Source organism: Streptomyces sp. V2I9 (genome assembly GCF_030817475.1).
Lineage (GTDB): Bacteria > Actinomycetota > Actinomycetes > Streptomycetales > Streptomycetaceae > Streptomyces.
In genome coordinates this window covers 1,303,265-1,322,372 of sequence record NZ_JAUSZJ010000002.1, presented here as the reverse complement: position 1 = coordinate 1,322,372, position 19,108 = coordinate 1,303,265, and the positions used below count along the sequence as shown (strand labels likewise).

The following is a 19,108-nucleotide window of genomic DNA, read 5'->3' as shown; positions in this document are numbered from 1 at the left end:
GGCGGGACATATCCGGCTGACGGGTCCGCGGCCGCGGGATACGGTCACCCCCATGGCCGCCTCCGTATCCCGACCCACCGTCATCCGCCGCTACGCCCCCGCGGACGAGACCGCCGCGATGGACGTCTGGTCCCGCGCCGGCCGGGCGGCCCACCCCTTCGTCCCCGGCGAGGGCGAGGGCGAACGCGCCCGCAAGATGCGCGAGATCTACCTCGTCCACGCCGAGAACTGGGTCGCCGATGCGGACGGCCGTGTGGTGGCTCTCCTGGGCCTCCTGGGGGCCGAGATCGGCGGCCTCTTCGTGGCTCCGGAGGCACAGGGCACCGGGGTGGGCAGGCGTCTGGTCGAACACGCGGCGGCGCTGCACGGCTCACTGACCCTCGACGTGTACGAGAAGAACACCGGGGCCCGGAGCTTCTACGCCCGGATGGGCTTCGTGGAGGAGAGCCGCCGCGTCGACGAGGAGTACGACGAGGTCATGCTGAGGCTCATCCGGCCGGCCCCGGCGGACCTGGCCCGAGAGGCGGTCACGGCGTTCGGCCCGGCGTGATCGTCCGCCGGGCGCGGTGAAACGTGATCGTCCGCCTGTCGCGGTGAAAACCGACAGGAGATGTCGGGTATCCGGTGTTCCATGGCGTCCATGACGACTTCATCGCCCACCCCCGCCCCCGCTGCCGTTTCCTGGGACGGCTTCGCCACCGCCGAGCCCGACTTCGCCGACACCGTGCGGCGGCGCTTCCGCCTCTACAAGCACCACGTCCTCGCCACCCTCCGGAAGGACGGCTCGCCCCGGCTCACCGGCCTGGAGGCCGACTTCCGCTTCGGTGAGCTGCTGCTCGGCATGATGCCGAACTCGCTCAAGGCCCTGGACCTGCGCCGCGACCCCCGCTTCGCTCTCCAGGCCAATCCGGGTCCGGACGCCGAGATGAACGACGGGGACGTGCGCGTCAGCGGCCGGGCCGTGGAGATCACCGACCCCGCGGTCATCGCCCGCTTCATCGAGGAGGCGGCCCCGCCGGAGCCCTTCCACCTCTTCCGGACCGAGCTGACCGAGGTCGTCCGCATCGGGCTCGACGGCGAGTCGCTGGTCATCCGGTCCTGGCGGCCGGGCCGCCCGCTGCGCACCGTACGACGGACCGGGGACGACGCCCCGGCGGTCGAGGCGCCCTGAGCCGACGGACGCGGCGCGGGCGGACCCGCGCACCCGGCCGCGCCACCTCCCGTACGCCCTCCGGTCGGCGAAGTCTCACCCTCCCGGCGTGGCCGGCCCCACCACGGGAGGGGAGGACGTGCTACTGTTGTCCGCGTTGCAGTTTTGGTACCCATGAACATTATGTGCGCCTGACGGGAATGCTTCCTCAGGCGCATTATTGTTTTCCGGCTTTCTCCGGATGGGGCTCAATGCGGCGACTTGGAATTCGTAAAGTGCGGATTTCCGGCACTGCACCTGTTTTAGGAGAATGACATGGCCACCGGCACCGTGAAGTGGTTCAACTCGGAAAAGGGCTTCGGCTTCATCGAGCAGGACGGCGGCGGCGCCGACGTCTTCGCCCACTACTCCAACATCAACGCCTCCGGCTTCCGCGAGCTGCAGGAGGGCCAGAAGGTCTCCTTCGACGTCACGCAGGGCCAGAAGGGCCCGCAGGCCGAGAACATCGTCCCGGTCTGATCACCGGACGCGTACCTCGCTGACCGGGGCCCGCACCTCACGGTGCGGGCCCCGGTTTGTGCTGTCCGAGCAACGACCTCGTTGCACCCATCCGTTTCCGTGCGCACATCCTGGGGGCGCACGGAACGGCCGGACCGGCACACCCCGCAGTCACCCATTCGGCAGTTGCCCAGGAATCCCCCAGGAGGGCAATTCCGTATGACCAGCTCCGAACGCCAGGACCGCACCCCCCGCTCCCGTCCGGCCCGTGGCCGGGGACGCGGCCAGAGCGGCCAGACCCCGTCGAACGGCTCCCAGGCCCCGTCGGGCGGCCGACGTTCCCCGGCCTCCTCGAACGGCCAGGGCGGCGCGCCCCGCTCCCGGACCCAGGGCGGCTCCAAGGCCCCGGCCCGCCGTCGCGCCACCCCGCCGCAGGGTGAGTTCGCCCTGCCCGAGACCGTGACCCCCGCGCTGCCCGCCGTCGACGCCTTCGCCGACCTCGACATGCCCGCCGCGCTGCTGAAGACCCTCGCCGCGCAGGGCGTCACCGAGCCGTTCCCGATCCAGGGCGCCACCCTGCCGAACTCGCTGGCCGGCCGGGACATCCTCGGCCGGGGCCGCACCGGTTCCGGCAAGACGCTCGCCTTCGGCCTGGCGCTGCTGGCCCGCACCGCCGGCCGCCGCGCCGAGCCGCGCGCCCCGCTCGCCATGGTCCTCGTCCCCACCCGTGAGCTGGCCCAGCAGGTCACCGACGCGCTCACCCCGTACGCGACCGCCGTCAACCTGCGGCTCGCCACCGTCGTCGGCGGCATGTCGATCACCAAGCAGTCCGCCACCCTGCGGCGCGGCGCCGAAGTGCTCGTCGCCACTCCGGGCCGGCTCAAGGACCTCATCGAGCGCGGCGACTGCCGGCTGGACGAGGTCTCCATCACCGTCCTCGACGAGGCCGACCAGATGGCCGACATGGGCTTCATGCCGCAGGTCGTCGCCCTGCTCAAGCAGGTCGAGACGGACGGCCAGCGGATGCTGTTCTCCGCGACCCTGGACAAGAACATCGACCGGCTCGTGAAGATGTTCCTCACCGACCCGGTCGTGCACTCGGTCGACCCCTCCGCCGGCGCGGTCACCACCATGGAGCACCACGTGCTCCACGTCCTCGACGAGACCGACAAGAAGGCCGTCGCCACCAAGATCGCCGCCCGCGAGGGCCGGGTGATCATGTTCGTCGACACCAAGCGCGCCGCCGACCGCTTCGCCAAGCGGCTGCTCGCCAGTGGTGTACGGGCGGCCGCCCTGCACGGCGGGCGCTCGCAGCCGCAGCGCAACCGGACGCTGGACCAGTTCAAGAACGGTCAGGTCACCGCGCTCGTCGCGACGAACGTCGCGGCGCGCGGCATCCACGTCGACGACCTCGATCTGGTCGTCAACGTGGACCCGCCCACCGACCACAAGGACTACCTGCACCGCGGCGGGCGCACGGCGCGCGCCGGGGAGTCCGGCAGCGTCGTCACCCTGGTGCTGCCCGACGAGAAGCGCGAGATGACCCGCCTGATGCAGGACGCGGGCATCGCGCCCCGCACCACGCGGATCACCTCCGGCGACGCGGAGCTGAGCCGGATCACGGGGGCCCGTGAGCCGTCGGGCATCGCGGTCGTGGTCGAGGTCCCGCAGCCGACGCCGCCGAAGCAGCGGACGCGGTCGGGCGGCTCGGCGGGCTCCTCCGGCGGGGGAGCGGTGCGCTCCGGCAGCCGGGGACGGGGCCGGCGGGGCTCGGGCGGCGGCGGGGGCACCGGCACCGGCGCCGGCACCGGGGGGCGTTCGGCCGGGGGCGCGGGCCGCTCTGCCGGCACCCCGCGTTCGGGCGCCGCTCCGCGGGGCCGTCGGGCGGCCTAGCGGTACTTCACGCCGTCGGACGGGCGCCCTTCCCACCGGGGAACCGCTTCAGCCGTGGCGCGGGTTGCTGATCCTCCCGCGCCGGACGCACCGGACGCCGGACGCGCCGCACGGGCCGGGTGACGACCGCCCGAAAACCGATGGCGCGGCCCGGCCGACCGTGGAGAGGATCACCTCCATGCGCCCCTTCCTGGAGACCGCCCGGCTCGTGCTGCGCCAGGTCACGCCCGACGACGCCGCCGACCTGTTCGCCCTCGACGACGACCCCGAGGTCATGCGGTACATCAACGGCGGCCGTCCGGCGAGCCGCGAGGACATCCGGGACCGGACGCTGCCGAGGCTCCTCCACACCCACCCGTGCACCGGGACCCACGGCTACTGGGCGGCGCGGCGCAAGGACACCGGAGCGTTCCTCGGCTGGTTCGAGCTCCGGCCGCTGGACGACCTCGACCCCACCGTGGTGGAACTGGGCTACCGGCTCAACCGGGCCGCCTGGAGGCACGGATACGCCACCGAAGGCGCGCGGGCCCTGGTGGACAAGGGGTTCACCGACCTCGGCGTCCGGCGGGTCACCGCGAACACCATGGCGGTCAACACGGGGTCGCGCCGCGTGATGGAGAAGACGGGCCTGACCTTCCTGCGCGCCTACACCGACGACTGGCCCGAGGTCATCGAGGGCTCCGAGCACGGCGAGGTCGAGTACGAGCTCACCCGCGAGGTATGGGCGGCGCGGGCGGCGAAGCAGGCCCCGGCGGAGGCGGCGGGGGAGCACGGCCGGTAACGGCATGCGCCCCGGCCGACGCCTCCCCGCGCGGCCCTCGCGCCTCCTCATGCGGCGCCCCGAGCCTCCTCGCTCGGCCCCCGAGCCTCCTCATGCGGCGCCCCGAGCCTCCTCGCTCGGCCCCCGAGCCTCCCACCCCTCCAGCAGCGCCGCGATCTCACCGTGCCCCGTGTGCTGGTCCACGCCGGCCGTCGGCACCCCGTCGCGGAGCAGCTCCACGGCGATCGTCTCCTCACCGTCGCGCCGTTCCCGCCGGGTCACCGTCTCGATGCCGGAGCCGTAGCCCTCCTCCAGCCGCTGCCGCAACTCCCGCTCCGCGTCGAGCGCGGCGATGCGCCGCGCCTCGGCCGACGCCAGGACGACCACGGCCTCCTGCCCCTCGGCCCCCGCGCCGTGCGCGAGCAGCGCCTTCACCGTGCGCACGGACCCCCGCCGCGCGCCCAGCACCAGCATCGCCTCGCCCTGCGGGCCCGGCAGCAGCGGGTCCGCGCCCCCGGCGAGGAGCGCCTCGACCGTGGGAGCGTGCCCCAGACCGACCGCCCACCGCAGCGCCGTGAAGCCGAACTGCTCGCGCAGATCCGGCCGCGCCCCGGCGGACAGCAACGCGTCCACCACCTCGGTGTGCCCGCCGCACGCCGCCCCGCACAGCGGAAGATCGCCCGCCTCGGGGCCGCTCGCCCGGTCGGGGTCGGCCCCCGCCGCGAGCAGCAGCCGTACCGCCTCGGGGCGGTCCTGGACCGAGGCCAGATAGAGCGCGGTCGTGCCCTCCTCGTCGCTCGATTCGGCGGAAGCGCCCGCGCGCAACGCCCGTACGACCGCGTTCTCATCCTCGTACAGCGCGTCGAACAGGCTTGGTTCGTCCCTGATCGGCTCGTTCGTCATGCTTCGACCCTAAGGGGGACCGCCGACAACACTCCTGCTCAGGTGTCGCACTCCAGGCGTGTACGGCACAGCCCGCACCGCGCGCTGAACCGGCCCCGGACCGGGACCCGGATGCGCTGGTGGCAGGTGGGGCACGGGAAGGAGACCCGCAGCCCCTGGACACCGTTGTCGAAGGCGTACGGAACACTCGGGTCGGGTACGGCGCCGGGGTGCTCCTGCGCGTACCGCCGGTCCTTGGCGTAGCGGCGGCGGCCGGCCCAGCCCGCGGCGGTCAGCGGCGGCCGGCGCAGATCGCGCAGCGCCCGCTCCCGCCCCCGGGTGTACGCGGTGTACGCCCGGGGGCTGGTGAACCAGGGCGAGGGGTCCTCGCCGAACGCGAACGCCCGCTTGGCCAGGACGTATCCGAACTCCTCCGGGGTCAGGTAGCCGAGTTTCTGGCGGGAGACGGCGTCCTCCCGGAACGCGTCCAGCAGGAGCCAGCCGGCTCCGAGGTAGGCCGTCACCGTGTCGGTCAGGATCTCGTTGGCGCGGGTGCCGGGGAACTCCAGGCCGAGCCGGTGCAGCAGCACATGGGTGACCTCGTGCGCGAGCGCCGCCCCGATGTCCCGGCGGTGGGTGCGGAAGCGGTCGTTCAGCTCGATGAAGTACTCGGGCCCCGCGGTGAGTTCCACGCTCGCCGCGTGTTCCATCGCCCGGAAGCCGACGATCACGCGGGCATCGGGCAGACGGAGGTGCTGGACCAGGGAGCGCGCCACCCGCTGGGCCCCCAGATGCAGGTCCTCGTGGTCCGCGAAGGCCGCGTCGGCGGGTGCGAGGCTGGTGGCGTAGGCGTGGACGCCGTCCGCGGAGAGCCGTCGGTAGAGCGCGGTGACGGCGGAGCGGACCGTGTCCAGGTGCGGAAAGCCATGGACGACGGGTGCGCCCGGAGGGCGGTTCGCCACGTCGGAACCCCCCATCTGCGACGGTCGACTCCGTGACGCCGGCACCCTGGTGCCGACGGGTCCCCACTGTATGCCGCAGCCGTGCGAAGAGGGCGCGCGATGGGGTCGTGTGCGGCGCGATGGGGTCCCGCGCAGGGGCCGTGCGGCGGGCGGGCCGGGGCGGTTCCGCACGGTGGGGGAGCGGGCCCGGAGAGGCGTTGGGCGGGTCGAGGCGCGCGGTCGTCCGTGCAGCCGGATGCCTGGCTGAAAGAGTGTGGCTGGAAAGTGCGCCTTGTGGCAGCGGTCACGCGGCACCGATAATCGGAGTGTCCTTGTCAGGTGCATGACCTTCTGTGCCGCGGTGCGGGAGGTCGTCATCCGGCCGGGACACGCGTGCCGGACCACGCGACCCACAGCACTCCAGCACGCACGCACGTGTCGAACTCCCGCTCCTGCGCGCAGCGCTCGTACGCCGTGCGGCGCCGCCGTGCGGGCGTCCCCACCCACTGATCCGTACGGGGACTCCTGCACGGCGACACGGCACGCCAACCCCCCACAGCGACCCCCCACACGAAACCCCCCACGAAAGAAGGCATCCGTGAAGCTTCTGAGCGTGCTGAAAAGGTGCTCCGTCGCCGTAGCCGCCGTCGCCCTCGCGTCCGTCAGCCTCCAGCCCGCGTCCGCGGCCCCCCAGCCGATCGTCGGCGGAGAGCGTGCCGAACAGGGCGAGTTCCCCTTCATGGTCCGGCTCTCCATGGGCTGCGGCGGCGCCCTCTACACCCAGGACATCGTCCTGACCGCCGCCCACTGCCTGGACGGATCGGGCGACGACACCTCGATCACCGTCACCGGCGGTGTCGCCGACCTGGAGTCGCCCGACGCCGTCCAGGTCCGGTCCACCAAGGTCCTCCAGGCCCCCGGCTACAACGGCACCGGCAAGGACTGGGCGCTGATCAAGCTCGCCCAGCCCATCGACCGGCCCACGCTGAAGATCGCCACCGACGACACCTACGACGAGGGCACGTTCACCGTCGCGGGCTGGGGCGCCGACCGCGAGGGCGGCAGCCAGCAGCGCCACCTGCTGAAGGCCGAGGTCCCGTTCGTCTCCGACGCCGACTGCCGGAGCGCCTACAGCAACCTCGTCCCCGCTGAGGAGCTGTGCGCCGGCCTCCTCGACACCGGCGGCGTCGACAGCTGCCAGGGCGACTCGGGCGGCCCGATGTTCCGCAAGGACGACTCCGACGAGTGGATCCAGGTCGGCATCGTCAGCTGGGGCCAGGGCTGCGCCCGTCCGAACTACCCCGGCGTCTACACCGAGGTCTCGCACTTCGCGGCCGACATCGCCGCCGCGGCCGACTCGCTCTGACCCACGCCGGGCGGCCGGCTCGCTCCGGCGAACGCGAGTCGGCCCGCCCGGCTCCCACCCGTGCAGGGGGCGGCCGCCCGGCTCCGACGAGGCCCGCCCGCCCGGCCCCGACCACCCGGTCACCGGACGTGGGGCCGGTCACCGGACGTGAGCCCGGTGACCGGATGACGGCCGAGGGCCGATCAACTCCGCACCACGCCGGGGGCGTCCGAGATCACGGGCGCCCCCGGACCCAGCTCCACCCGCGGCTCGCCCGCGTCCTCCAGCTCCAGCACCCACACCTCGTTGACACCCGCCCGGAGCACCGGGCCCGGCACATACAGGGTCCGCTGCGGGCCCACCGACCAGTAGCGACCCAGGCAGAAGCCGTTCACCCAGACGAACCCCCGCGTCCAGCCCGGCAGTTCGAGCCCCGCGTGATCGAGGACCGCCGCACCCGAAGCACGCGAGGCCCCCGAAGCCACCGCCGCGTCACCCGCCGCGCCCTCCACCGTGAACGTCCCCCGGAACAGGCCCGTCCGCCCCGCGTCGCCCGCCCCGGCGGCCGACGCCACCGGCGCGAACGGCACCGCCGCCACCGCGTCCGCCCCCTCGAACGCGTCCAGCCGCAGCCCCCGCGCGCGTACCCCGTGCAGATACTGCCGCTCGTGCAGCACCCCGCCCGTGACGCCCTTCGGCTCCCCCAGGCGCGGACCGTAGTTGACCCGGCCCAGCGACTCCACCCACAGCTCGACCTCCGCCGGACCCGCCACCGGCTCCGGCAGCGTCCCGGACTCCTCGGTCAGCACCCCGGCCCGGACCCCGTCCACGGAGACCACCGCCCGGTCCCGCAGCCCCGACACCCCCAGCGGATACGGCTGCCGCGGCCCCGGCACCGCGACCCGGTAGCGCACCAGGCCCCGGTCCACACCCAACTCCTCGAAGGTCGGCGGCACCCCCGACTCCGTCTCCGGGTCGCCCAGCGCCTCCAGTACGTCCCCGAGCCCGGCCCACTCCGCCAGCTCCACCCGCCGCACCGCCCCGGCGAGCCCGACCGGCTCCGGCGGCAGCGCGGGCAACGGGCCCTCGGCGTACTCCTGGAGAACCTTCCGGAACAGCCGGAACTTCTCCGTCGCCCGCCCGTACTCGTCCACCGGCGCGTCGTAGTCGTACGACGTCACCGTCGGCTGGAACACCCCGTCCTGCACCGGACCGGACCGGTTCGCCCCGGCCCAGCCCGCGAAGTTCGTCCCGCCGTGCGCCATGTAGACGTTCACCGACGCCCCGCACTCCAGGATCTCCCGCAGCGCCCCGGCCGCCTCCTCCGCGTCCCGTCGCACCGGCTCGGCCCCCCAGTGGTCGAACCAGCCGCACCAGAACTCCATGCACATCGACGGGCCCTTCGGCTGATGCCGGCGCAGCACCTCGAAGCCCTCCCGCGCCCCCGAACCGAAGTTGGCCGTCGCGAGCAGCCCCGGCACCGAACCGCCGGTCAGCATGTGGTCCTCCGGACCGTCCGACGTGAACAGGGGAACCGTCACCCCGCACTGCCGCAGCAGCCCCGCAAGCCACTCCAGATACACGGCGTCGCTGCCGTAACTGCCGTACTCGTTCTCCGCCTGGACGAGGATCACCGGGCCGCCACGGGACGCCTCCCGTCGCACCACCTGCGGCAGCAGCGCGCGGAACCACCGCTCCACCACCGCCCGGTACTCGGCGTCCCGCGTCCGCACCCGCCGCCCGAACCGGCCCGTCACCCACACCGGCAGGCCCCCGTTCTCCCACTCGGCGCAGATGTACGGGCCCGGCCGCACGATCGCCCACAGCCCCGCCCGCTCCACCGCGTCCAGGAACCGGCCGAGCGCCTCCACGTCCCGGACCTCGCCCTCCCGGCGCTCGTGCAGATTCCACGGGACGTACGTCTCGACGCAGTTCAGCCCCATCGCGGCGAGCATCGCAAGCCGGTGATCCCACTGCTCCTCGTGCACCCGGAAGTAGTGCAGGGCGCCCGACAGCAGCCGCACGGGCCTCCCGTCGAACCGGAAGCAGTCGTCGCCCACGGTGAAGTCGGTCATGGTGCTCGTACGCTCCTGTGCTCGGCCGCGCCGCGGCCCTCGGGTCGAGTGGTCCGACCACTGTCACCTCTGGCGCGCACCGGGTCCATGGACAAAGATCGCTGTTGATTGGACGCAACGGACCCGCCGGTCCGGGCACGAGGAGCCACCCGGGAGGGAAGGACCGCGATGTACCACACCTGGATGCGCTTCTTCACCCCGAGCCCGCTCCACCACCGCCTGGGGCTCGTCTGCCTCGGCGTCGGCCTCCAGCACGGGGCGCTGCCCACCGTCGGCCCCCGCACCCTCGACCACCACGTCGCCGTGATCGTCCACTCCGGCACCGGATGGTTCAAGGGCCCCGACGGCCGCCGCACCCCGGTCACCGGCCCCAGCCTCATCTGGCTGACCCCCGGAACCCCCCACCACTACGGAGCCGACCCCGGCGCCGGCTGGGACGAGAGCTTCGTCGACTTCACCGGACCCGCCACCACCACGTACACCGAACTCGGCTACATCGAGCCGGACCGCCCCCTCGTCCCGCTCTCCGACACCGCCGCCCCGCGCGCCGCCGTGGGACGCATGGTGCGCGCCGCCCGGCGCGGCAACCCGCTGCTGGAGGTGGAGACCGCGGCCGCCGTCCACGAACTCCTCGTCTCCCTGCGCCGGGCCCGCGCCGGCATCGGCCCGGACGGCGACCCGGTCCTCCAGGCGCTGGCCCGCGACGCCTACCAGCCGCTCACCGTCGCCGAGCACGCCGCCCGGCACGGCATGACGGCCGCCGAACTGCGCACCGTCGTACGGCGCGGCGCCGGCTGCAGCCCCAAGGACTACCTGCTCGGCATCCGGCTGGGCCGGGCCAAGGAACTCCTCGCCGCCACCGACCTCCCGGTCGCCGCCGTGGCCCGCCGCGTCGGCTACGACGATCCGGCCTACTTCTCCCGCCTCTTCGCCCGCCGGGTCGGCACCGCCCCCGTCCGCTTCCGCGAGCAGCAGGGCCGCAGCGTGCCCGGCGGCTGGAGCGACCAGGTGCCCGACCCCGACGATCCGCCGACGATCGCCACCTGACGGCGGCGGTCTAAGCTCGCTGACCATGAGTACGAGCGAGATCGACGCCTCCGTCCAGGCCGAGCTGAGCCGGCTGCGCGAGAGCATCGACAACATCGACGCCGCCGTCGTCCACATGCTGGCCGAGCGTTTCAAGGCCACCCAGCAGGTCGGCCGCCTCAAGGCGGACCACCGGCTGCCGCCCGCCGACCCCGCGCGCGAGACCCGCCAGATCGCCCGGCTACGGCAGCTGGCGCAGAGCGCGAACCTGGACCCGGCGTTCGCGGAGAAACTGCTGAACTTCATCATCGCCGAGGTGATCCGCCACCACGAGCGCATCGCCGAGGAGACGGAGAACGGCGCCGGAGCCTGAGACGGCGCGGAAGCCCCTCCCGGCCCCGTGCCCGCCGCCGGAGCGGCGGATGCCGAGCAGCCGTCAGAACGACGGGTGGTGCGGCGACGGCTGAGGCTGGGCCGGCTGAGGCTGCGACGGTCCGTGGACGTCGAGCCGGTCGTACGCCGCCGGGTACGGGACCGTACGCCGGGGCGTCGCCGTACCGGGGGGCGTGGGTGTTCCGTGGTACGGGGACGGACCGGGGGGCGTGGGTGTTCCGTGGTACGGGGACGGACCGGGGGGCGTGGGTGTTCCGTGGTACGGGGACGGACCGGGGGGCGTGGGTGTTCCGTGGTACGGGGACGCTCCGGGGGCCGTGGGTGTTCCGTGGTACGGGGGCGGACCCGCGTGCGCGGCCCCGAAGCCTGCGGGCCGCCCGGCGTCCGGGTTCCGCGGGGCCTCCGGCGCGGCGGGGGCCGCCCACTCGCCCTCACCGAGCACGAGGATCGGGTCGAACATCACCACGACGGCCGCGAGAAGCAGGAACGCCAGGGGCCCGACCATCATCGGCAGCACGATCGAGACCGCGGAGTCACCGCCGAGCGTCTGCGAACCGTGGGACTGGTGCAGCCGCACCGAGAGGCCGCTCATCCCCGTGTAGTGCATGCCGGTGACGGCGACGCCCATCACCAGGGACGCGCCGAGACTCGGCAGGAATCCCTTGACCGACACGGCCGCCCACAGGGCGGCGGTCGCGGCGACGACCGCGATCAGGACGGAGAGCGTGACGGCCACCGTGCTGTATTCCAGCCGCCCGTTCATCCGCATGCCCGCCATGCCGATGTAGTGCATGCCCGCGACCCCGAGCCCGGTGGTCAGGCCCGCCGCCAACAGCGCCGTACGGGTCGCCCCCCGGTAGCCCACGATGAAGACGCCCGCCCCGACCACCACGATCGCGACGACGAGGCTCAGTACCGTCTGCCGGAGGTCGTAGGAGATCGGCGTCTCCGCCACGTGGAAGCCCATCATGGCGACGAAGTGCATCGTCCAGATGCCCGAGCCGATGGCGGCCGCGCCGAGCGCGAGCCAGCCGGGCTTCCACGAGGTGTCGTTGCGCAGGGAGCGGATGGTGCAGCGCAGCCCCAGCGCGCTGCCCAGACAGGCCATCACGTAGGCCACCACGGGGGTCACGGCGCCGTAGGTGAAACCGTCGATGGTTCCGTGCATGGGCAGGCTGCTCCTTGGCGTGAGAAAGATGAGGAGGAAGAAAGGAAGGTGGGGACGCGGTGTGACCATAGAGTCGACTTTTCGCCTGACCAAATCCGATCGAAACGGATCTGGCCAAAAGGGGAGCAAACGCCTTATCTGACGGTCGATTAGGGGTAAATCGGGTCCGCCAGCCATGTGATCAAGACACTGGTTTCGGTGGCCCGCTCCGTACGCGAAGCGCCCGGCACGGGCCACGACGACCTCTCCCGACTTCTCCTCCCCGACCTTCCTTCCCGGACCCCCGGCCCGCCCCTCCCCGAACCGTCCCCCTCTCCGAACCGTCCCCTCCCCGAACCGTCCCCCTCTCCGGGCCTCCCTCCTCCCCACCTCCTCCTCCGGGCCGTCTCCGCGCCGGCACTTCCCGTCCGCCGGATCCGCCCCGTCAGCGGAGGCCCCGGACCGGGTCCGCCCTGCGAGAACCCCGCTGCGCCCTCCGTCCCCCGTACGGCAGCATGGGGCCATGTCCGTACTGACGCGCGACGAAGCGCAGACCCGAGCCCAGTTCCTCGACGTGGAGCGGTACACGATCGCCCTCGACCTCACCACCGGCGAGGAGACCTTCGACTCCCGCACCGCCATCCGGTTCACCGCCCGGGCGGCCGGAGACACCTTCGTCGAGGTCAAGCCCGCCACCCTGCGCTCGATCAGCCTCGACGGACAGCCGCTCGACCCCGCCCTCCTCGACGGCAACCGCTACCCCCTCACCGGCCTCACCGCCGGCCCCCACGAACTGCGCGTCGACGCCGCGATGCACTACTCCCGCACCGGCGAGGGCATGCACCGCTTCACCGACCCCACCGACGGCGAGACCTACCTCTACACCCAGCTCTTCATGGAAGACGTCCAGCGCGTCTTCGCCGCCTTCGACCAGCCCGACCTCAAGTCGGTCTTCGCCATCGACGTCACCGCCCCCGAGGGCTGGACCGTCCTCGGCAACGGCGTCGCCGAACACACCGGGGAAGGGCGCTGGACCATCGCCCCCACCCCGCTGATCTCCACCTACCTCGTCGCCGTCGCCGCCGGCCCCTGGCACTCGATCACCACCGAACACGCCGGACTGCCCTTCGGCATCCACTGCCGCCGCTCCCTCGCCCCCCACCTGGACGCCGACGCCGACGAGATCCTCGACATCACCCGCGCCTGCTACGACCGCTACCACGAGAAGTTCGACGAGCCCTACCCGTTCGACTCCTACGACCAGGCCTTCGTCCCCGAGTTCAACGCGGGCGCCATGGAGAACCCCGGACTCGTCACCTTCCGCGACGAGTTCGTCTACCGCTCCGCCGTCACCGACACCGAACGCCAGACCCGCGCCATGGTCATCGCCCACGAGATGGCCCACATGTGGTTCGGCGACCTCGTCACGTTGACCTGGTGGGACGACATCTGGCTCAACGAGTCCTTCGCCGAGTACATGGGCTACCAGACCCTCACCGAGGCCACCCTCCCCCGAGCCGTCAACTCCGCCCGCGCGGGCGAGGCCCCGTTCCCCGACACCTGGGTCGACTTCGGCGTCGCCCGCAAGGGCTGGGGCTACGACGCCGACCAGCGCCCCTCCACCCACCCCGTCGCCCCCGACCCGGACGCCGTGCCCGACACCGCCTCCGCCCTCCTCAACTTCGACGGCATCAGCTACGCCAAGGGCGCCTCCGCCCTGCGCCAACTCGTCGCCTGGCTCGGCGAGAAGGACTTCCTGGCCGGCATCAACGCCCACTTCGCCCGCCACAAGTTCGCCAACGCCACCCTCGCCGACTTCATCGACAACCTGGCCTCCGCCACCGACCGCGACGTCCACGCCTGGGCCGAACAGTGGCTGCGCACCACCGGCATCGACACCCTCACCGCCGAGGTCGGAGCCCTCGAATCCGCCGAGCCCGCCACCCCCGCCCCGAACAACGCCGGCCAGTCCTGGACCCTCACCGTCACCCGCGACGGCTCCCGCCCCCACCGCATCACCGTCGGCGCCTACGACCACGCCCTGAACACCCAGGCGGGCCCCGGCCACCTCGCCCTGCGCGACCGCTTCGAGATCGACGTACCCGGCGACGGCACGCCCACGGTCCGCCCCGGCCACCGCCCCGCCCTCGTCGTCCTCAACGACGGCGACCTCACTTACGCCAAGATCCGCCTGGACACCGCCTCCTGGGACACCGTCCTCGCCGGCCTCTCCGGCATCCCCGACGCCCTCACCCGTGCCGTCCTGTGGAACACCGCCCGCGACATGGTCCGCGACGGGGACCTGGACCCCGCCACCTACCTCGCGACCGCCCGCACCCACCTCCCGTACGAGAGCGACCTCGCCCTCGTCCAGGGCGTCCTCACCTTCGCCGCCGGACAGATCGCCGACCGCTACATCGCCCCCGAGAACCGCCCCGCCGCCCTCGCCACCCTCGCCGACCTCTGCCGCGACCTCATCCGCCGCACCGAGGACGGCTCCCAGCCGGGCCTGCGCCTCATCGCCGTACGCCACTTCATCGACGCCGCCACCCAGCCCGACACCCTGCGCAACTGGCTCGACGAAGGCACCGTCCACGGCGGACCCGAGCTCGACCCCGAACTGCGCTGGCGCATCCTCACCCGGCTCGCCGCCCTCGGCGCCACCGACGAGAAGGCCATCGCCGCCGCCCTCGAAGCCGACCCCAGCGCCTCCGGCCGCGAAGGCGCCGCCCGCTGCCGCGCCGCCCTGCCCACCCCCGAGGCCAAGGCCGCGGCCTGGGACGCCCTGTTCACCGACGACACCCTCTCCAACTACCTCTTCACCGCCACCGCCCAGGGCTTCTGGCAGCCCGGCCAGGAGGACCTGCTCGCCGCGTACGTGCCCCGCTTCTACCCGGACGCGATCGCGCTGGCAGCCCGCCGGGGCCCGGCCATCGCCGAGGCCGCCGGACGCTACGCCTTCCCCGCCTACGCCATCGACGCCGAAAGCCTCGCCACCGGCATCCGCGCCCTGGAGGACCCCGACCTGATCCCCGCCCTGCGCCGCAAGCTCGTCGACCAGCTCGACGACCTCCGCCGCGCCCTCGCCGTACGGACGGCCGCCGCCACGAACGGCTGACCCGCCGCACACGGCCGCGGGACGGGGAGACCGGCCCCCGCCCCGCGGCCGTGTCCACGCGGACGGTCAGGAGAGCGCAGGCGGCAGGAGAACACGGCAGCCGGGGGAGCGCACCCGCGGCCGGGCACGTACACGGGGCCCGGGTGCCGGTGCACCCGGAGGTACGCGGACGCGCCGGCCGCCCGCACCGCCCCCGCCCTCGACGTCCTGAGCGGTACGCGGAGGTGCCGCCCGCACCGCCCCCGCCCTCCGGCGCATCGCCCCGGCCGTCGTCCGCCGCACCGCCTGTCACCCGCAGATCGGCCAGCGGCTCCGCGTGGCCCGCCGACACCCCCGGTGAGGATCGTCCGCGCCCCCGCAGCGGCTCCGCCCCCGGACCGGCCCATGGGCAGGGGACGGCCGAGCCCCCGCCGCGCCGTCACGAGACCCGCGCGCCGCGACACCGCCGCCTGCTGCGCGTGACCAGCGGCCTCGGCCCCCACTCCGGCGGCCCTCCCCGAGACCGGCCCCGCGCCTGCCGGCCCTTTGGCTGCCGATCCTGCTGGTCCGGTGGTCCGGTGGTCCCGGACCACCCTGCCATCCCACGCGCGCCGGTCCCCTGCGTGCCGGCCCCGCACGCGATGGCCCCGTACCCCCTCCGGCCCGGTGCGTGTCGGCCCCGTACCCGCTGGTCCCGTGCCCCCGGCCCCACGCCCGCCCTCACGCCGACCCCGGCCCCGCGCCCGCCCGATCCCGCGCCCCACCCAGGTCACACCGGTCCGCGCCCGCTGGTTCCCGGCCCCACCGAGCTCGCGCCCCGGCCCCGCGCCCGCCAACTCCGGGCCCCACCGAGCCGCACCCGTACACCCGTCCAGCAATCGCACGCCGATACCACCCCAACCCACCCCGATCAGGTCACACCGCCCACCAGTGCCCCATTCGGGTCCTGATCGTTGGGCTCTTCGGCCGCACCACCCGAAACCGGGAGCAGCTGGCATGTCCACCCCGCCCGCACGTGAAGGACCGTTCCGCCCATGCCCACCATCCCGCCCCTCGCCGGAGGCACCACGGGCCCCGCCGCCCTGCGCCCCCTCCTCGACACCGTCCTCACCGCCCTCCACGACGGCGCCACCCTCCGCGACGGACCCCTCCCCGCCGGCGGACCCGAAACCGTCGCCCTCCGCACCCGCGCCGCGGCCCACCCCCTCATCCCCGACCACGGCACCGGCCCCCACCACGCCCTCGCCACCCTCGTCACCGCACTCGCGGCAGGCGCCGCCGACCCCGCGCACCCCCACTGCACCGCCCACCTCCACACCCCGCCCCTCGCCCTGGCAGCCGCCGCCGACCTCGCCGCCAGCGCCCTCAACCCCTCCATGGACTCCTGGGACCAGGCCCCCGCCGCCTCCACCCTCGAAGCCGACCTCACCGCCGCCCTCGCCGCCGAGATCTACCCCCACACCCCCTCACCCGACGCCGTCATCACCACCGGCGGCACCGAAGCCAACCAACTCGCCCTCCTCCTCGCCCGCGAACGCCACGGCCCCGTCCAGACCATCTGCGGCACCAACGCCCACCACAGCATCGCCCGCGCCGCCTGGCTCCTCGGCCTCCCCACACCCATCGCCATCCCCACCCCCCACGGCACCCTCGACCCCACCGCCCTCGCCACCGCCCTCACCGAACACCACCGCCCCCACCTCGTCGTCGCCACCGCCGGCACCACCGACACCGGCGCCATCGACCCCCTCGACACCATCGCCGACCTCTGCACCGCCCACGGCGCCGAACTCCACATCGACGCCGCCTACGGAGGCCCCCTCCTCCTCAGCCCCACCCACCGCCCCCTCCTCCACGGCCTCCACCGCGCCCACAGCGTCACCCTCGACCTCCACAAACTCGGCTGGCAACCCGCCTCCGCCGGACTCCTCGCCGTACCCGACCACCACCACCTCACCCCCCTCCACCACCACGCCCCCTACCTCAACGCCGACGACGACACCGAAGCCGGCCTCCCCGACCTCCTCGGCCGCTCCCTGCGCACCACCCGACGCCCCGACGCCCTCAAGATCGCCGTCACCCTCCACGCCCTCGGCCGCGACGGACTCGCCGACCTCATCGACCGCACCATCACCACCGCCCACCACCTCGCCGACCTCATCACCACCACCCCCGGCCTCGACCTCTACGCCCGCCCCACCATCAGCACCGTCCTCTTCCGCCCCACCGGAGCCGACGACCACACCGTCGCCACCATCCGCCGCACCCTCCTCGACCGCGGCCACGCCGTCCTCGGCCGCGCCCACACCGCAGACCGCCTCTGGCTCAAAGCCACCCTCCTCAACCCCCACACCACCCCCCAGAACCTCCAAACCCTCATCGACCTCATCACCCACACCACCCGCGAACTCCTCACCCACCCCACCGCCACCACCGGCGCACCCCAACCCACGGAAAGCGACACCCCGCGATGACCGACCGGCCCACCCCCGAACCCGACCAGCCACACGACCTCGTCGGCATCGGCATCGGCCCCTTCAACCTCTCCCTCGCCGCCCTCGCCCACGCCATCCCCGCCGCCCCCGGCACCCGCCGCCCCCTCGCCGCGACCTTCTACGAACAACGCCCCGCCTTCCACTGGCACCCCGGCCTCCTCCTCGACGGCGCCAGCCTCCAAGTCCCCTTCCTCGCCGACCTCGTCACCCTCGCCGACCCCACCAGCCCCTGGAGCTTCCTCAACTACCTCCGCACCCGCGACCGACTCTTCCCCTTCTACTTCGCCGAGCGCTTCCACATCCAACGAGCCGAATACGACGCCTACTGCCGCTGGGTCACCGAACAACTCCCCGGACTCCACTTCGGCCACCAGGTCGACGCCGTCCGCTGGAACACCGACCGCGCCCTCTTCGAAGTCGACTTCACCCAGATCGACCGCGACGGCGAAGCCGAAGCCCTCGGCCGCGCCTACGCCCGCCACATCGCCCTCGGCATCGGCACCGAACCCTTCGTCCCCGACCCCCTCAAACCCCTCGCCGAAGCCGAAGGCGTCCCCGTACTCCACTCCGCCGACTACCTCCGCCACCGCGAACGCCTCCTCACCGCCGACCACATCACCGTCATCGGCTCAGGCCAGTCCGGCGCGGAAATCTTCCTCGACCTCCTCCGCGCCCGACCCGAAGGCGCCGAAAACCTCCACTGGCTCGCCCGCACCCAGGCATTCGCCCCCATGGAGTACTCCAAACTCGGCCTCGAACACTTCACCCCCGACTACAGCCGCTACTTCCACGCCCTCCCCGAAACCGCCCGCGACGAACTCGTCCCCCGCCAATGGCAACTCCACAAAGGCATCGACGCCGACACCATCGCCGCCATCCACGACGAGCTCTACCGCCGCACCCTCCACGGCGGCTGGCCCGACGCCACCCTCACCCCCGGCGTCCACGTCCGCACCGCCGGCCGCCTCGCCGACACCCGCGTCGAACTCCACCTCGAACACACCCAGCAAGGCATCCGCACCCGCCTCACCACCGACGCCGTCATCCTCGCCACCGGCTACCGCGAACGCCCCCTCGACGCCATCCTCGGCAGCCTCCACCCCTACCTCAGCCGCGACGCCTCCCACCGCCCCCGCATCGACGACCAGTACCGACTCGTCCTCGACCCCACCGTCACCGGACACGTCTACGTACAGAACGCCGAACGCCACACCCACGGAGTAGGCGCCCCCGACCTCGGCCTCGCCGCCTGGCGCAGCGCCACCATCCTCAACAACCTCACCGGCGCCAACCCCTACCCCCTCCCCGAACGCACCGCCTTCACCACCTTCGGCCTCACCCCCCAACCCCCCACCATCCCCACCCAGGCACAAGGCCCCCACCACCTGACCCGGACCCACTAGCGG

Annotated in this window: 14 protein-coding genes and 1 pseudogene; 11 read left to right on the top strand and 4 right to left on the bottom strand. The window is 73.4% G+C overall.

Going from position 1 to position 19,108, the window contains the following annotated elements:
- Window positions 1-52 precede the first annotated feature (52 nt).
- From QFZ71_RS05940 to QFZ71_RS05920, 5 genes are all read left to right on the top strand, one after another.
- The gene (locus tag QFZ71_RS05940) at window positions 53-550 is read left to right on the top strand and encodes a GNAT family N-acetyltransferase (RefSeq protein WP_307667212.1); all 498 of its coding nucleotides are present in this window, start codon (window positions 53-55) and stop codon (window positions 548-550) included.
- An 81-nt stretch (window positions 551-631) separates the two neighbouring features.
- On the top strand, window positions 632-1,171 hold the full coding sequence (locus QFZ71_RS05935) for a pyridoxamine 5'-phosphate oxidase family protein (RefSeq protein ID WP_307667211.1): 540 nt from the start codon (window positions 632-634) through the stop codon (window positions 1,169-1,171).
- A 294-nt stretch (window positions 1,172-1,465) separates the two neighbouring features.
- Window positions 1,466-1,669 carry a cold-shock protein gene (locus QFZ71_RS05930; RefSeq protein ID WP_030583235.1) on the top strand — a complete coding sequence of 68 codons (204 nt, stop codon included), beginning with the start codon at window positions 1,466-1,468 and terminating at the stop codon, window positions 1,667-1,669.
- A 198-nt stretch (window positions 1,670-1,867) separates the two neighbouring features.
- Window positions 1,868-3,541, top strand: coding sequence for a DEAD/DEAH box helicase (locus QFZ71_RS05925; protein ID WP_307667210.1), 1,674 nt, complete (start codon window positions 1,868-1,870; stop codon window positions 3,539-3,541).
- A gap of 178 nt (window positions 3,542-3,719) precedes the next feature.
- Entirely contained in the window at window positions 3,720-4,322 is a 603-nt protein-coding gene (locus QFZ71_RS05920; RefSeq protein WP_307667209.1) for a GNAT family N-acetyltransferase, read from the top strand.
- Window positions 4,323-4,412: 90 nt separating this feature from the next.
- Here the strand turns inward: QFZ71_RS05920 and QFZ71_RS05915 are convergent, their stop codons facing one another.
- Together QFZ71_RS05915 and QFZ71_RS05910 are read right to left on the bottom strand one after the other, a co-directional pair.
- A complete protein-coding gene (locus QFZ71_RS05915; protein ID WP_307667208.1) occupies window positions 4,413-5,204 on the bottom strand; it encodes an ankyrin repeat domain-containing protein in 792 nt (263 codons plus the stop codon).
- Window positions 5,205-5,242: 38 nt separating this feature from the next.
- Window positions 5,243-6,160 (bottom strand): hypothetical protein, encoded by a 918-nt coding sequence (locus QFZ71_RS05910; protein ID WP_373465082.1) that lies wholly within the window; start codon window positions 6,158-6,160, stop codon window positions 5,243-5,245.
- A gap of 562 nt (window positions 6,161-6,722) precedes the next feature.
- Here QFZ71_RS05910 and QFZ71_RS05905 point away from each other — a divergent pair.
- Window positions 6,723-7,490, top strand: a complete 768-nt coding sequence (locus QFZ71_RS05905) for a trypsin-like serine protease (RefSeq protein ID WP_307667206.1) — start codon at window positions 6,723-6,725, stop codon at window positions 7,488-7,490.
- A 182-nt stretch (window positions 7,491-7,672) separates the two neighbouring features.
- On the opposite strand, the gene QFZ71_RS05900 is transcribed toward QFZ71_RS05905, so the two are convergent.
- Window positions 7,673-9,544, bottom strand: a complete 1,872-nt coding sequence (locus QFZ71_RS05900) for a beta-galactosidase family protein (RefSeq protein WP_307667205.1) — start codon at window positions 9,542-9,544, stop codon at window positions 7,673-7,675.
- Window positions 9,545-9,712: 168 nt separating this feature from the next.
- Here QFZ71_RS05900 and QFZ71_RS05895 point away from each other — a divergent pair, with 168 nt between their 5' ends.
- Both QFZ71_RS05895 and QFZ71_RS05890 read left to right on the top strand, forming a co-directional pair.
- Window positions 9,713-10,591 (top strand): AraC family transcriptional regulator, encoded by an 879-nt coding sequence (locus QFZ71_RS05895; protein ID WP_307667204.1) that lies wholly within the window; start codon window positions 9,713-9,715, stop codon window positions 10,589-10,591.
- A gap of 25 nt (window positions 10,592-10,616) precedes the next feature.
- The gene (locus QFZ71_RS05890; RefSeq protein ID WP_307667203.1) at window positions 10,617-10,943 is read left to right on the top strand and encodes a chorismate mutase; all 327 of its coding nucleotides are present in this window, start codon (window positions 10,617-10,619) and stop codon (window positions 10,941-10,943) included.
- A 297-nt stretch (window positions 10,944-11,240) separates the two neighbouring features.
- Here the strand turns inward: QFZ71_RS05890 and QFZ71_RS05885 are convergent.
- A pseudogene (locus QFZ71_RS05885) lies at window positions 11,241-12,131 on the bottom strand (MHYT domain-containing protein); the annotation flags it as partial.
- 502 nt (window positions 12,132-12,633) lie between these two features.
- Here QFZ71_RS05885 and pepN point away from each other — a divergent pair.
- The 3 genes from pepN to QFZ71_RS05870 all read left to right on the top strand — a co-directional run bounded on the left by pepN (window position 12,634) and on the right by QFZ71_RS05870 (window position 19,105).
- Entirely contained in the window at window positions 12,634-15,228 is a 2,595-nt protein-coding gene (pepN, locus tag QFZ71_RS05880; RefSeq protein ID WP_307667202.1) for an aminopeptidase N, read from the top strand.
- 1,013 nt (window positions 15,229-16,241) lie between these two features.
- Window positions 16,242-17,681 (top strand): aminotransferase class V-fold PLP-dependent enzyme, encoded by a 1,440-nt coding sequence (locus tag QFZ71_RS05875; RefSeq protein WP_307667201.1) that lies wholly within the window; start codon window positions 16,242-16,244, stop codon window positions 17,679-17,681.
- Window positions 17,678-19,105 (top strand): lysine N(6)-hydroxylase/L-ornithine N(5)-oxygenase family protein, encoded by a 1,428-nt coding sequence (locus QFZ71_RS05870; RefSeq protein ID WP_307667200.1) that lies wholly within the window; start codon window positions 17,678-17,680, stop codon window positions 19,103-19,105. Before QFZ71_RS05875 ends, QFZ71_RS05870 begins: the two co-directional genes overlap by 4 nt.
- Window positions 19,106-19,108 lie beyond the last annotated feature (3 nt).

Excerpts from the sequence above, each read along its gene's own strand:
- pepN (WP_307667202.1), top strand. The coding sequence starts at position 12,634 with ATGTCCGTACTGACGCGCGACGAAGCGCAGACCCGAGCCCAGTTCCTC.
- QFZ71_RS05910 (WP_373465082.1), bottom strand. The coding sequence starts at position 6,160 with ATGGGGGGTTCCGACGTGGCGAACCGCCCTCCGGGCGCACCCGTCGTC.
- QFZ71_RS05900 (WP_307667205.1), bottom strand. The coding sequence starts at position 9,544 with ATGACCGACTTCACCGTGGGCGACGACTGCTTCCGGTTCGACGGGAGG.
- QFZ71_RS05925 (WP_307667210.1), top strand. The coding sequence starts at position 1,868 with ATGACCAGCTCCGAACGCCAGGACCGCACCCCCCGCTCCCGTCCGGCC.
- QFZ71_RS05890 (WP_307667203.1), top strand. The coding sequence starts at position 10,617 with ATGAGTACGAGCGAGATCGACGCCTCCGTCCAGGCCGAGCTGAGCCGG.
- QFZ71_RS05935 (WP_307667211.1), top strand. The coding sequence starts at position 632 with ATGGCGTCCATGACGACTTCATCGCCCACCCCCGCCCCCGCTGCCGTT.
- QFZ71_RS05895 (WP_307667204.1), top strand. The coding sequence starts at position 9,713 with ATGTACCACACCTGGATGCGCTTCTTCACCCCGAGCCCGCTCCACCAC.
- QFZ71_RS05875 (WP_307667201.1), top strand. The coding sequence starts at position 16,242 with ATGCCCACCATCCCGCCCCTCGCCGGAGGCACCACGGGCCCCGCCGCC.
- QFZ71_RS05870 (WP_307667200.1), top strand. The coding sequence starts at position 17,678 with ATGACCGACCGGCCCACCCCCGAACCCGACCAGCCACACGACCTCGTC.
- QFZ71_RS05940 (WP_307667212.1), top strand. The coding sequence starts at position 53 with ATGGCCGCCTCCGTATCCCGACCCACCGTCATCCGCCGCTACGCCCCC.
- QFZ71_RS05930 (WP_030583235.1), top strand. The coding sequence starts at position 1,466 with ATGGCCACCGGCACCGTGAAGTGGTTCAACTCGGAAAAGGGCTTCGGC.
- QFZ71_RS05915 (WP_307667208.1), bottom strand. The coding sequence starts at position 5,204 with ATGACGAACGAGCCGATCAGGGACGAACCAAGCCTGTTCGACGCGCTG.
- QFZ71_RS05920 (WP_307667209.1), top strand. The coding sequence starts at position 3,720 with ATGCGCCCCTTCCTGGAGACCGCCCGGCTCGTGCTGCGCCAGGTCACG.